9 protein-coding genes are annotated in these 13,531 nt (G+C 55.8%); 7 read left to right on the plus strand and 2 right to left on the minus strand.

Annotated elements, in window-relative coordinates:
- Positions 1 to 49 precede the first annotated feature (49 nt).
- From TPCCA_RS01475 to TPCCA_RS01490, 4 genes are read left to right on the plus strand one after another with little or no spacing between them, the layout of a single operon-like run.
- Positions 50 to 1,081, plus strand: coding sequence for a BMP family ABC transporter substrate-binding protein (locus TPCCA_RS01475; protein WP_041610030.1), 1,032 nt, complete (start codon positions 50 to 52; stop codon positions 1,079 to 1,081).
- The gene (locus tag TPCCA_RS01480) at positions 1,078 to 2,838 is read left to right on the plus strand and encodes an ATP-binding cassette domain-containing protein (protein ID WP_041609985.1); all 1,761 of its coding nucleotides are present in this window, start codon (positions 1,078 to 1,080) and stop codon (positions 2,836 to 2,838) included. The genes TPCCA_RS01475 and TPCCA_RS01480 overlap by 4 nt, the downstream gene beginning before the upstream one ends.
- Positions 2,835 to 3,968: an ABC transporter permease gene (locus TPCCA_RS01485; protein ID WP_013944966.1), complete on the plus strand. Its 1,134-nt coding sequence runs from the start codon at positions 2,835 to 2,837 to the stop codon at positions 3,966 to 3,968. The genes TPCCA_RS01480 and TPCCA_RS01485 overlap by 4 nt, the downstream gene beginning before the upstream one ends.
- On the plus strand, positions 3,959 to 4,900 hold the full coding sequence (locus tag TPCCA_RS01490) for an ABC transporter permease (RefSeq protein WP_013944967.1): 942 nt from the start codon (positions 3,959 to 3,961) through the stop codon (positions 4,898 to 4,900). The genes TPCCA_RS01485 and TPCCA_RS01490 overlap by 10 nt, the downstream gene beginning before the upstream one ends.
- Here the strand turns inward: TPCCA_RS01490 and mutL are convergent.
- Together mutL and TPCCA_RS01500 are read right to left on the minus strand one after the other, a co-directional pair.
- Positions 4,887 to 6,833, minus strand: coding sequence for a DNA mismatch repair endonuclease MutL (mutL, locus tag TPCCA_RS01495; protein ID WP_013944968.1), 1,947 nt, complete (start codon positions 6,831 to 6,833; stop codon positions 4,887 to 4,889). The genes TPCCA_RS01490 and mutL overlap by 14 nt on opposite strands.
- A 12-nt stretch (positions 6,834 to 6,845) precedes the next feature.
- The gene (locus TPCCA_RS01500) at positions 6,846 to 9,962 is read right to left on the minus strand and encodes a WD40 repeat domain-containing protein (RefSeq protein WP_013944969.1); all 3,117 of its coding nucleotides are present in this window, start codon (positions 9,960 to 9,962) and stop codon (positions 6,846 to 6,848) included.
- Between TPCCA_RS01500 and TPCCA_RS01505 the strand changes: the two genes are divergently transcribed.
- From TPCCA_RS01505 to TPCCA_RS01515, 3 genes are all read left to right on the plus strand, one after another.
- Positions 9,889 to 11,622, plus strand: coding sequence for a CTP synthase (locus tag TPCCA_RS01505; protein WP_013944970.1), 1,734 nt, complete (start codon positions 9,889 to 9,891; stop codon positions 11,620 to 11,622). The genes TPCCA_RS01500 and TPCCA_RS01505 overlap by 74 nt on opposite strands.
- A 164-nt stretch (positions 11,623 to 11,786) precedes the next feature.
- Positions 11,787 to 12,401, plus strand: a complete 615-nt coding sequence (gene rpsD, locus TPCCA_RS01510; RefSeq protein WP_013944971.1) for a 30S ribosomal protein S4 — start codon at positions 11,787 to 11,789, stop codon at positions 12,399 to 12,401.
- Between the two features lie 85 nt (positions 12,402 to 12,486).
- A complete protein-coding gene (locus TPCCA_RS01515) occupies positions 12,487 to 13,515 on the plus strand; it encodes a PASTA domain-containing protein (protein ID WP_193386056.1) in 1,029 nt (342 codons plus the stop codon).
- The last annotated feature ends 16 nt before the right edge of the window (positions 13,516 to 13,531 follow it).

The following is a 13,531-nucleotide window of genomic DNA, read 5'->3' on the forward strand; positions in this document are numbered from 1 at the left end:
CCGGTAGGGTGCACCCTACGCGAGAGAGGGATTTTTGGGGGGAGGTGTTATGAACGGTGCGGTGCGTGCTCTCAGTGCGCTCATTGCAGTGTTTACTTGCTTTTCGTGTAGGCCTGCGGTGCAAGATGAGCGCGCGGTGCGTATTGCCGTTTTTGTCCCAGGTTTTCGTCACGACAGTCCTGTGTATGCAATGTTGTGTGACGGTGTTGAGCGTGCAGTTACGCAGGAGCGCGCGGCAGGGCGCAGCATTGGGCTTGATATCATCGAAGCGGGGCCGAACCAGGCGCTCTGGCGCGAAAAGTTGGCGCATCTTGCTGCAGAGCAGCGCTATCGTTTGATTGTGTCTTCCAACCCTGCACTCCCGCACGTCCTTGAGCCTATTTTGCGTCAATTTCCCCTGCAGCGGTTTTTGGTTCTAGATGCCTACGCGCCGCAGGAGCACTCGCTGATTACCTTTCGCTATAACCAGTGGGAGCAAGCCTACCTTGCAGGACACCTTTCCGCGTTAGTGAGTGCGAGTGCTATGCGCTTTGCAAATGCAGATAAAAAAATCGGTCTTATTGCGGGGCAGTCGTATCCGGTGATGACCCAGACTATTATTCCTGCCTTTCTCGCAGGTGCCCGTGCAGTAGATCCTGCCTTTGAAGTCGATGTGCGCGTGGTGGGGAACTGGTATGACGCTGCAAAAAGTGCAGACCTCGCACGGATTCTCTTTCACGAAGGGGTGGATGTTATGATGCCAATTTGCGGCGGTGCGAATCAGGGAGTACTTGCGGCCGCGCGGGAGCTCGGTTTTTATGTTTCGTGGTTTGACGATAACGGCTATGCGAGGGCACCGGGCTACGTAGTTGGCAGTTCCGTTATGGAACAGGAGCGTCTTGCGTATGAGCAGACGCTGCGCTGCATTCGCGGTGAACTGCCATCTGCAGGAGCCTGGACATTGGGGGTGAAAGACGGGTACGTACGTTTCATTGAAGAGGATCCCTTGTACCTGCAAACGGTACCCGAACCGATTCGTGTGCGGCAGTCTGCGTTGCTCAGGCGTATTCAAAGCGGTGAGCTTACGTTGCCGGTGCGTTGATGATAGCTGAGCGCAGCGTTAGGGCATCTGCGCGCGGTGTGCTCTCGCTTCACCATATTGGGAAAACCTACCCGCGCGTGATGCCGCGTTCAAAGCGCGGGGTCTGGGGTATGTTCGGTCACCCTGGAAGGCGCGCAGTCGACGATGCGCACACAGCGCATGGCCCGTGTTCGGGCGCGCGTGAGACGGACGCCGCTGAGCACAGCGTGCTCAGCGATGTGAATCTTTCCTTTTTTACCGGTGAAATTCACGCGTTGTTGGGAAAAAATGGTGCAGGAAAATCCACGCTTGCGCATATTCTTTCGGGCTTTTGCGTGCCGACGCACGGGCAGCTCCGTCTGGATGGAAAGGAGCAGCGCTTCTCCGTACCCTTCGATGCGCTCCGTGCAGGAATTGGCATAGTGCACCAGCAACCGGTATTTGCAGAACGCGCAACAGTATTTGAAAATGTAGTGATGGGTAGTGCTGCACTCACCGGCGTGCGGTGGGTGCGCCGTGCACAGGTGAGAGAACGCATAGATCGCATTATCGCCCAGTGGCGTATGCCCTTGAAGAAGGAAGAATACGTTGCATGTTTGAGTGCAGACAAGCGGTTTTTTGTATCGTTGCTCTGTGTATTGTTTCGCAATCCGCGTTTCATCATCCTGGATGAGCCGCGGTGTGCTCCGGCGCAATCGCGTGCGGTTTTCTTTTCTCATCTTGAAGAGTTTTTTGTGCGTTCTTCGCACGCGCCCCGGTGTGGTGGCGGAGTGATAGTAGTGACGCACCGATTTGCTGATGCATTGCGATGGGCACAGCGTATTTCTTTGATAGAAGGGGGAAAAGCGTGCAGTTTTCTGCGTACGGATCTTTTAGACGAATACTGTTCTGCGCATCAGGTGAATGAATGTATTCAGAAAGTGTCCTGTGCGCTCATGTCCGCATCAACGGTGACTTCTTCTGCCGTAAGTTCTTTTTCCTCTCTGTCAGATACCCAGTCGTGCGCAACTGTGCCGCGCACATCTTCTGCTCGTCCTTGGGTGTTGCGCGTTGAGTCGCTGCAGGTGAGTAAACACGCAGACGTTCCGCTCACAGATATTTCGTTTTCTGTGGCCGCATCTGCTATCATAGGGATAGTCGGTACGCCAGAAGATGGTGTGCACGTATTGGAAGATATACTGTGTGGTATGCACGCTGGGGAGTCGCGTACGCACTGCACCGGGAATATTCTTTTGCAGGAGCACGATCAGGTGTGGTGTCTCCCCCTCCAGCGCAATACGCCCTCGCTGCTGCGGGCACACGGGGTTGCGTGTGTGCCGTCTAATTGCATACAGCGCGGTGCCTCAATGCAGTTAACTCTTTTTGATTTGCTCGTTCCCTACACGTTGCGTACGTGGCGCACGCGTGTGCGCACCCAGATACGCTTTGTTGCTCGTCTTCTTGCAGAAGAAGAAATTTACTGCGATCCGTTGCAGCCTGCCTGCACGCTTTCAGGAGGACAGTTGCAGCGCGTTATTTTAGCGCGTGAGCTTGCAACGCGTCCGCGTCTCCTCATTTTGGCAGAACCTGCAGAGGGATTGGATAGCGCCAGTGAGCAGCGCTTGCTTGCACGTCTGCGCCAGGTAGCACAGGCAGGAACTGCTCTTGTGCTCCTTGCGCGCGAACAGCATCAGGCACAGTGGCGTGCGTTGTGCACAGAACGTTTCTTGCTACGTGCAGGTACGTTGTGTGCTGAAGTGTCAGGCACTCCGTCTCCGTCTCAGGATTCTCATACGTGAAACGGGTGATCAATTCGTGTATCGCAGTGTTGCTCGGTGTTGCAGTTATGAGTGCTGTGATTGTTCTGTGCTCGGAAAATCCATCCGTATCTTTGGCAGCGTTTTTTCTCAAACCTTTTTCTACCCGTGGCTACATACGTGCCCTGTTTCACAAAGCAGGACTGTTTGTCTGTATGGCACTGGGGGCGAGCTGCGCGCTAAAAACAGGAATGATCAATTTAGGTGGTGATGGCCAGATCTATGCTGCAGGTTTTGTCACCGCACTGTTGCTCCGTGAGTACTGGGGTGTGGGCTTTTTGTTGCAATGGAGTGTTGCGCTCCTCTGTGCGCTGTCGGTCTCGGGGATATTAGCCTGTGTTTCTGGGATACTAAAAGCATGGCTGGCAACTAGCGAAATGATTACTTCCTTTTTGTTATCCACCGCATGCGTGCCTCTCATCGATGCGTTGATTATAACGGTTACGCGTGATCCTGCGGGGAACTTGCTGGCAACTGCGCCGGTTCATTCGCATTTTATATTGCAGCAACAGACGTCTTTGTTCGGTGTGCCGGCCGTATTGACCTATGCGTCCTTAGTAGCACTCGCAGTTGGGTGTTTTTTTTCGTACACCCGCGTAGGATATCAGTTTCGCATATGCGGAAAGGCCCCCGAATTTGGGCGTTTTGTAGGGTTTCCCGTATGGGCCACCTATGTGTGGGGAATGGTGCTTTCAGGGGCGCTGTTTGGGCTTACCGGATTTTTTTCTGTAGTTGGGCTGTTTGGCACCTGCTATGTGGGTTTTTCTGTGGGGATGGGTTACGCAGCCTTAGCGCACGCGTTAATTGCCCATGCACGCATTACGGTACTCGTACCGCTTGCGTTCTTTTTCGCGTGGATGGAGACAGCCTCTGAAGCTGCAGTACTTGGTGCGCACCTGACGGTAAATGTGGTGCTATTTTTACAGGCGGCGATCTTTTTGCTTATTTCTGCACAATGGTCCGCACCGTGGAATGCAGTGCGGCGAGGCGCACGCCGGGTATATCGATTCCTTGTCACCGTTTTTTGTTTTCGTGGGGAAAAGCACAGAACTCGCAGACGTCATGCGCTTTCTGTACATGATACACATCATAGGCGGTCTCGATGGGAGTGATAGGCACCACAGTGATAGCAATATTACATCGCGCAGCACCGCTTGCATGCGCTGCAGCAGGAGCGCTCGCAACAGAATACGCGGGAGTGTTGGGAATTTTTATGGAAGGGGTGATTACCTTCTCGTCCTTTTGCATAGCGTTTTTCGCACTGGTATGGGGAAGTTATTGGGGTGGACTGGGTATTACCGTGTGTGTGGTGCCGCTGTGTTTATTTTTTGTGGCCGTGGGTACGGAGCGTATGCGGGCAAATCCGTTTTTAACGGGCATAGCAGTGCACTTTTCTGCAATGGGGATGAGCGCATTTGGTGCGTCCAGCATGTTTGCACGCGCTGCAGCTTCTGCGATGCAGATGGACACGGCAGCGCATGGTGTCTCTTTCACTCATGTTTCTCTTGCACATACCCGCGTTTTACCTCACTCCCTGTGGGGGACTGCGGTGGCCTTTGCACTGGTGTGGGTTTTTCACCTGTATCTGTACTCTACAAACGTGGGTATCAATTTTATGCACTCTGGGGAAGATGCGTTAGCCTTGCAGGTGCGGGGAACTGACGCGGCGCGGTATCGGATGGTGTCGTGGGCGGTAGCAGGCGTGTGTGCGGTGTGTGCGGGGGGACTGTTAGTATTGCGTGTCGGTACGTACACCCCGCAGATGGCTGCAGGCAGAGGATGGACGGCACTTGCAATTGTTTTTCTTGCACGCAAGCGGATGATGTGGTGTGTGCCGGCGGCGATTTTTTTCTCCGGTATTGAACACATGTGTGACGTGTTGCAGGGCACTCACGTGGTGCCCACCGGTGTACTGTTTGCGCTGCCGTACATCCTCTCACTGGTGGTATTTGTGTGCACACCGCGCACTTCCCCGTGTCGACGCGGAGAGCGCAGACGTAGCAGGCTTCTTTTTGCGTATCTGCAGCGCGTTACGTGCGCTTGATCCGTTTGAACAATTCGTCTCGGCCAATGACAATCCAAATGGGCCGTCCGTGGGGACACCTCGATTGTGGTAATGCAAAAGCCTGCTCCACTAACGAGTGGAGCGTTGCGTCATCCAGAATGGTGCCGTCTTTACACGCAGACCGGCAGGCACAGGTAGCGAGGACGTGGCGCAGGATGTCGTGCGCGTTTTTTCCTGAGTAGAGGATATCGTGTGCAAGTTGCTCTTCGCTCCCCCGCCAGTGGAGCGGCACCGCAGTTACGTGCCACGAACCGTCTGGTTCTTCGTGAAATCGAAATCCTGCAGGAGAAAGTTCTGTGCAGGCGCGGTGCATGATGCGCGCCTCTTCATCCGAGCGTGGGTGAATGTGGTAGGGAATAAGAAGTATTTGTGCAGTGCCAAGGTTCCGCTGTAGCGTATCAAAAATAATGCGTTCATGTGCTGCGTGTTGATCGATAAGGTAGAGAGCATTGTTGCGTTCTACGGCGATGAATGTTCCTGCTACCTGTCCGAGTACTTTGAATGCACCTGTATGGGTATGGTTGTGCACAGGCGCATCTCCTTCGGCAGCGGGGGCTGGGTGAGTGCAATCGCGCGCGTGTTCGCACGAGATGTGAGGAGGTGACGGAGGAAGCAGGTGCGCATGCTGCACGGGTAGAGGGAACAGAGATTCGTACCGGGGTGTGTGCGCGCAGGGAGCGGCGGGTTCTTCTCGTACGCCGGTGCAGGGGGGTGAGGAATGTGTTGGCGCGTTGCCCTGAGTGGCAGGTGCGTGGGCAGGTTCTGCACGTACGTAGTGAGCAATAGTGCACTGACGGTAGAAGTGCGCAACGCTGCGGCTGAGTGTGTGGCGGATGTGAGCATAGTCCTGTAAGTGAACCTCCTTTTTGGCAGGGTGGATATTAAAATCAATACGTTCGCTGTTAACGGTGAGGAAAAGGCAGGCGACCGGAAAGGTGCCATTGGGGAAGTATCCCTCGCTTCCTAACACAAGTGCCTGGACAAGACCGTAATCAAAAATGCGTCGTCCGTTGACGAAGGTAAAAATACCGCGGCGTTCTCTGCGGCAGATGGCGGGTTCTGAAAGTACAAGGTGAAAGTGAAACGAGCAGTCACCTCCTTCTATGGTGTGGAAGAGCGCAGGATCTCCTTTGAGCATTTGCGTTTCAAGACACCGATCCTTCCGGGTTTGCTGACTGAGCAGGGTGAGCTTGTGCGTTCCGTCGACGGTGAAGCGAAACTCCACGGGGTGATGTGCGAGGGAGACGTCGATGAGTGCGCTGCGGCACAGGGTGGTCTCTGCGCTTTGGCGTCCGAGAAAGCGTTTGCGCGCAGGAAAGTTTTCAAAAAGCTGCTCGACGCGTACGACGGTGCCTCGCTCAAGACTTGCAGGCTCTAGCACGCCTGCCTCGGTGCCCTGCGGCACCGACGGTACGTGCGCTGCGGTGCCTGCAGCCTTTGGCTGGTAGTGCCACGCGAGGGGCCCTGATCGGGTGCTCGTAAGGTGCAGGCGGCTGACTGCGGCGATGGAGGCGAGTGCTTCTCCCCGGAAGCCTAACGTGCGCAGCTGCAATAAGTCGTCTGCAGACGATATTTTGCTCGTGGTGTGTGCTTCAGCGCATAGCAACAAATCCTGGGGGGACATGCCGTGGCCGTTATCGCTCACGCGGATGAGCGCGCAGCCGCCTGCGTTAATTTCCAGATGGATTTTGGTGGCGCCTGCATCGAGTGCGTTCTCGAGCAATTCGCGCACGACGGAGGCGGGCCGCTCGATGACTTCTCCTGCGGCGATTTTTTTAGCGGTGTCAGGGGACAGCCGGTGGATAGGTTTGTAGGACGTTTCATGCATAGAAAAACCCTTGCCAGAGCGCAGACAGCCAGCTCCCGCGTTTTGCCGAAGCGCTGCCCCCGTAGCGCGCTTTGCACACGCCACGGGGGAACCTTCCTACGAGGCCATGGAAAAAATCGTGCTGAAACCGGGGGTTTTGGCGCTCTGCGTCTCTGCAAGTTGGAAGCCGTACTGAACCCCGGCCCGTACTTTTACATCCGCCAGGTCAAACTCCAAAACCAGTGATGTGCTTGCAACGCACAGGTGTTTGGGTGAGGAAAAGTCTGGCGCATTGAGCACGTACTCGCAGCTTACGTTCCAAACAATATTTCGGTAGAAGACGGGCAGATAGGGATCGTATATGCTGATGTCGTAGTCCAAGATGGTGAGCACTGCTTCAGCGCCGAACCCTGCACTCTTGCTTTTGTTGCACGAGCCCTCTTTATCATCAACCCCTGCGAGCTTGGGTAAATACGTAGGACCGGGAAAGCCGTACACTGGATGCTTCGCCAGAATGTTTCCTTTGCCCCCGCGCCACCCGGCGTTATACCCAACGTACGCGCTGACGCCCACCCGTAGGGGCACCACCGGCAGGCGGAATGACCCCTTCGTTTGCACGAGCACCGCGTCTTCTGTTTTGCCGGTGTCAAAGCTATTTGCAACGTGTAACTTCAGGCTCACCCCCGTGACGTCCGCCACAAACCAGTTTGTTCCCGTGCGCTCTGCACGCTGAGAAAAGCTATACCCCATTTCCACCTGTGCCTGAATGAAGGGGCTTTCAAGGCTCTTGTAATAATGCGGTCCGTTTGCGCCCTGTCCATTGCAGGCGCAGCACTGCTGCCCCCCGTTGTTGCCGCAGCAATTCCCGTTACCCCCGCCATTGGCGCACAGGCAGGAGTAGGAGTCTACCCCCACGGCAGTTCGCACAAAAAACGCGTTTCGGTCATCCTGCATAGGGAAGTTTGTCAGCGTTTCAAAGGCCCCGCCGAGCTTAGTGTACCGGAACCCTCCGGTGTCTATCTCGTGATACGCACGCAGGGCGTACGTGGTTTTGCCCACGTAAAAAGAGCTTTTCAGCCCCAGCGAGGTAAAAAACGGATAGAAATGAGAAACCGACTGGAGATTCACCTCCACGAGCCCAAACGGATCGGCAAACTTCATGTTCACTCCCAGTCCGGTGTGTCCAAGGTCTGTGAGGCTGAAGCTGTTTGGCGGCACAAAGCGGGGTGAGAACGTGGGAGGCCACATCCACTGAGCTGCGCGGTACGGTCTGCCGCGGTCGGCTTCGTGCACGTCTGCTATGAACTCTCCGTTAACCATGAGCGTGGCGGGGCGCGACTGCTCCTCCGCCTCTGCCGGGTGCAAGGGAACCAGCGACACCCGCCGCTCGCGCAGGGCGCGGTCATCCCGCTGGTATTGGCTCATGTGCATGCGGTGTCTGCCGGTGTAGGCCACACGCACAACCGGCTCTTCACCGCGTATGGTCGCCTCTGCTGCAGACTCTTCGTGCACCGCAGCAGGCAGTGCCTCGTACACCACCGGTGCAAACACCCCCCCTGACACGTCCTGGTCCATTAGTCTGAAGGTATGGCGGGACACGTCGTAAAAACCTAGGCGAGAGAGCATGTTCACATTTGCCCAGCTAAAGGTGAGCGTCCACGAGCCTTTGATCTTTTGCGACTGCAGTTCCCGCATTGCGTGTGGCATCTGCTCGCGCGGAACCTGCGTCATTGGCCTGTCGTCCACTGGGATGAAAAGCAAGTTACGCTCCATACCGCGTGCGCCAATAATGGCGACGGTGCCGTCACCGGCGTACGCCGGCGCGTACAGCGCACCGAATGGCAAACCAGGACCTGCTTCGTACAACACCTTCTCGAAGGTAGGGTCTGTGCGGTCCTTGAGCGTGAGGCGCGAGTATTGCCCCTGCACCCGGACGAATACTATTTTCTGCCCGTTCCCCACAAAGCAAGCTTCGGACGCGCCAGTGTATACCTCCGGCGAGAACGAGCCTGAGTGTGTGTCAAAAACGCGTACTCGGTGCGTGCGCTCGCTCCACGTGTCAATGGTGTCTGATACTGCCAAATAGCGTCCGTCCTCGGAGAAGCTCAGATGATGCAGCGTGTTGTCATGAGAGAATAGCGTGCGCACCCCACCTGCTTTGTCACGGAAACGCACCGCGTAACGGTCACGGTCATAATAGGCGAAGCCCGTCGGCGCAGCGCTGCGTGCACCGTAGTGACCCTGTGCTTCCCGTTCAGAAAGGAGTTGCGGCTGTGCCACCTTCTCCGGGATTGGAATGCTGTCGATGAACTCATTCCACGCAGTTCCCAGATCCTTTTGAAAAACGTCCCAAAAACGGTGTCGAATAAAGAGACGCCAGGAGTTCTGCCACGGCCGGGCGCACCGCTCCTTGCCGTATATTTTCTGCAGGTATTCGGTGAATTTTCCCCCATACACGTAGGGCATACCGTGGGGGTAGTTGTATCTGAGCTCGGCAACCTCCCTCCAGGAGGGGGAGACGTTTTCCAGTTTGTTCTGAATTAAGTAATGCATTGTCAGCGGGTCGTGCAGTCGCCCTTGCGTGCCGTCGTTGCTTTCAAGGGCGACTGCAACCCCTTCGGTAAAGAGGGGAGGGAGTAGCGGCATGAAGAAATCGAGAGAAATCTTATGCGTAAGCTCGTGGTAAAAAATGCTCAGCAGCGAATCCTTAAAACTGCCTAAACCCAGATTGGGAACGCGCGTATCGTTGATGATTATTTTCCTTGACGGTTTGGAAGAGAAAGACCCGCCTGCATCCTGTGTGTGGGCATACAGGACGACGGTGGTGCGTTTTTTCTTGTCAGGAACCCGATTGAGCATGAGGCTGATTTGTTCTTCGTACCGGTCAGCGTGCTTCGCCAGTATACGCGCAGACTCAGTCGAGGCCTCGGTGTAGATGATGTCGAAGTATTCAGTGGAGATAACGAAACGTTCTTCTGCGCACAACCTCTGGAAAGTGAAGACCATGGCAAGAGCGAGGGCAGCGCGCGCGTTCACGGGGCCCATGGTATTCGAAAGCAATGTTCGATGCAAGCCGATGGGACAGTCCACCCTACAGGCGCAGGGGAGAGGCAGGGTGCTCCCTTTTAAAAAACGCATGGACACGCTACACTGGTGCCGTATGGATCCGGCTTTTATCTTTATTACAGGCGGTGTAGTTTCCTCGCTGGGCAAGGGTATTGCCGCAGGTGCCATCGGACTTTTGCTTAAGAGCCGGGGTATATCCGTGGTGAATCAAAAGTTTGATCCCTACCTGAATGGGGATCCCGGTACCATGAATCCCTATCAGCACGGGGAGGTGTTTGTCACGCAAGATGGCGGCGAAACGGACCTGGATCTGGGCCATTACGAGCGCTTCACGGACGTGCCTTCAAGTAGATTCAATAGCACGACTGCGGGGAGCGTGTACCGGGCTATTTTGGACCGTGAACGCGCGGGAGGATACGGAGGTGCTACCGTACAGGTTATTCCTCACGTTACGGATGAAATCCAGGCGCGAATTCGCGCCGCTGCTGCTATCACGGGGGCTCGGGTGGTTATCACCGAAATCGGTGGTACCGTCGGTGACATAGAGTCGCTTCCGTTCATCGAGGCGATTCGTCAAATCAGGCGTGTTCTGGGGAAGGAGCGCTGTCTTTTTATTCATTTGGGTTTAGTTCCCTACTTACCCAGTTGTGGTGAAATGAAAACCAAGCCGCTACAGCACAGCGTAAAGGAGCTGCTAGGACTTGGTGTGCAGCCGGATGTCATCCTGTGCCGCAGCGAGCGTCACATCACGGATGCGGTGCGCGAAAAGCTGAGCCTTTTTTGCAATGTTGAGCGGCGTGCTATTGTCGAGAACGTGACGACTCGTTCTATCTATGAGGTGCCGCTCCTTTTGGAAGCAGAAGGGCTGGGAGCGCTCTTGTGTGAGCGTTTGCGTCTTTTTGATACCTGCTGCGGGGGGCAGGTGGCGCGTAATCTCGGTGCAGGAGGCGCGCAGTCGGCTGTGTTGGGAGCGGGGGGGACGGTCCGTACAGACGGTGGTCTGCATCCTGCAGCAGGGCAGGGGGCAGAGCCAGATCTTACGGCGTGGCGCGCAATGGTCCGTGCACTGTACTATCCGCAGCGGGAGCTTACGGTGGCGCTGGTGGGTAAGTATGTGTCGCTTGCGGACGCGTATTTGAGCGTGAGCGAAGCGTTGACGGCGGCGGGTATTTGCCATCGTGCGCGAGTGGACATGCGCTGGATAGACGCAGAGGAAATCTGCAGCGTGCAGGACGCTGCGCACGCTCTTGCGGACGCAGATGCGCTGGTAATTCCAGGTGGCTTTGGCGTGCGGGGGATTGAAGGGATGATCTGTGCAGTTTCGCACGCGCGTGTGCAGAACCTGCCCTATCTTGGCATTTGCTTGGGGATGCAGATTGCAGTCATTGAATTTGCGCGCAATGTACTGTTGCTGGCAAGTGCACACTCTCGAGAATTTGCGATAGACACCCCTCACCCGGTTGTTGATCTTTTGCCCGGTTGTGTAGATACCCCAACGGGTGGAAGCCTGCGTCTGGGACAGTATCGCTGTCTGCTTGCGGAAGGTTCGCGCGCGCGTGCACTGTACGGTAGGGGGGAGGTCTGGGAGCGGCACCGGCACCGCTATGGGTTGAACGCGGCGTATCGAGCGCGCTTTGAGGCGAGCGCGTTGCGTCCGGTGGGAGTGGATTCAGACTGTGGCGCAGTGGAGGTGGTGGAGCACGGGGAGCATCCGTGGTTTTTCGGCGTGCAGTTCCACCCGGAATTTTGTTCTCGACCGAACCGGGCTCACCCTTTGTTCCGGGCGCTGGTGGCGGCGGGCTTGGAGCGAAAAGACAGTCGTTCTTGACGCGCGCAGGTATTTTTTCTAGACTCCCCTCTCCTTCTCAGCCGGTTGAAAGAGCTTTGTGTGGGCGTGCGGGTTTTGTTTGCGCGTGCTCCGATGCGGTTGCAGGTTTGAGGGAGTGGATATCCGTTTTGTGGGGAGGGATGCGGCATGCAGGGAGTTATGCGATGGCAGTGAAGCGGGCACGGGGAAAGATTGTACGTCGGCTGGGGATTAACATTTTTGGGAATCCAAAGTACACGCGGCTTTTGGGCAAGAAGCCCGCGCCTCCAGGCAAGGAGCATGGGGTGAAGCAGCGGGCAAAGGTGTCTGTGTACGGGGAGCAGCTAAAAGAAAAGCAGAAGTTTCGCTTTGCGTATGGAATGTCCGAGCGACAATTCCGTAATCTTTTTGCTCAGGCACATCGGATGAAGGGCGTGACGGGTAACAATATGCTGTCGCTAATGGAGCGGCGGCTGGATAACACGGTGTTCAGGATGGGCTTTGCGATCAGTCGTGTGCAGGCGCGGCAGATGGTGTCACATCGTTACTTCCTTATTAATGGGAAGACGGCCAATATCCCTTCCATGCGCATTAGCGCGCATGATGTCATCACTACTAAGAACCGGAGAGGTATTCATAGCATCATTCGTCACAATCTGACCCTTTCTCAGGGGCAGCGCGGTTCCTGGCTAAACGTGGATGAGGAGCAGCTTTCGGCAACTGTTTCTGAGCTGCCGCGTGCGCAGGATATCCATCCGGTGGGGAATATCCAACATATCGTAGAGTATTACTCGCGGTAGGATCCTTTGCCACTTTAGCTGGTGTTGCTCAATATCTCCCAAGTCTTACCAGAGGCTTTGGGGCGTGGAAGGATGGCGGCGGTGTATGGATGATGGTCCCTTGAGGGTTGTTGTGCTTACCTCATTTGTCATACTCGTGGTAGTCTGCGCCGTTGCGCTGTGTACTTTTTTTGTGTTCCTCAAAAGCCCTGATCAGGTGATGACTCCCCATATCGTGGGCAAGGACTTTGTGTCTGCTGCTATAGAGATGCAGGCAAAGGAGCTGTATCCCCGCGTTCAGTTGCGGTTTTCGACCCGTGAGAAGCCTGGTGTCGTTCTTGAACAGAACCCACCTGCGGGGGCCATCGTCAAGGCTGGGCGCTACGTGGACCTCGTAGTGAGCCAACAAGCAGTAACTACGCACGTTGAGGACTATCGGGGATTGCAGGTTGAAGAAGCGGTGGCGCGCATCGCTGCTGCTGAAGTTGAGCGCCGCATCTCAGTGAAAACACCCCACTTATATCGGTTCAGCACTGGCGCAGCTGGCACCATTTTGGAGCAGGACCCTGCTCCTGGCGCGGTTCTGTCTGCGGATGTAGAGTTGCGTTTTGTCGTCAGTAAGGGGTCTGAGCGCGAGCAGACTACAGTCCCCCTATTGGTAGGATATAGTTTGCCTGAGCTGTACCGTGTTATGGCGCAGACGGCGCTCACCTTGCAGTTTACCGTATCTCCCCCGTCTCCTTCTGGGGAGAGAAAAGACGGAGAAGCAAGTGGAAGAACGCGTGCCAATGCGCAGGACTACGCGCGGGTTTCAGCACAGGATCATGACCCTGGCTCGCGCGTTGAAGCCTTTCGCGCCATGCAGGTGCAGGTGCTCTTTCCAGAGCGTGGAGAGGCTCACGAAATATACGGTATCTTAGCTCTCGATCTGCCGCGTTATCCGTATCCTATGTCCTGTGTGTTGGATGTACAGTATCCAGGGGGGGTGCGTACCGCGCTTGCAATGTTTCAGCATCCGGGGGGACGTTTCACCATCCCCTATGGATTGCCTGCAGGGACGACGCTCTTCCTAACGGTGGGGGGGAAGGAATTGTTTTCTGGAGAGGTGGGTGCATTGCCTCATGCAGGTTCCTAGCAGGCGTGATGGAGCA

This window comes from Treponema paraluiscuniculi Cuniculi A (assembly GCF_000217655.1).
Lineage (GTDB): Bacteria > Spirochaetota > Spirochaetia > Treponematales > Treponemataceae > Treponema > Treponema pallidum.

Coding starts and splice junctions, on each gene's coding strand:
- TPCCA_RS01475 (WP_041610030.1), top strand. CDS start 50: ATGAACGGTGCGGTGCGTGCTCTCAGTGCGCTCATTGCAGTGTTTACT.
- TPCCA_RS01490 (WP_013944967.1), top strand. CDS start 3,959: ATGGGAGTGATAGGCACCACAGTGATAGCAATATTACATCGCGCAGCA.
- TPCCA_RS01505 (WP_013944970.1), top strand. CDS start 9,889: ATGGATCCGGCTTTTATCTTTATTACAGGCGGTGTAGTTTCCTCGCTG.
- TPCCA_RS01500 (WP_013944969.1), bottom strand. CDS start 9,962: ATGGCACCTGCGGCAATACCCTTGCCCAGCGAGGAAACTACACCGCCT.
- rpsD (WP_013944971.1), top strand. CDS start 11,787: ATGGCAGTGAAGCGGGCACGGGGAAAGATTGTACGTCGGCTGGGGATT.
- TPCCA_RS01515 (WP_193386056.1), top strand. CDS start 12,487: ATGGATGATGGTCCCTTGAGGGTTGTTGTGCTTACCTCATTTGTCATA.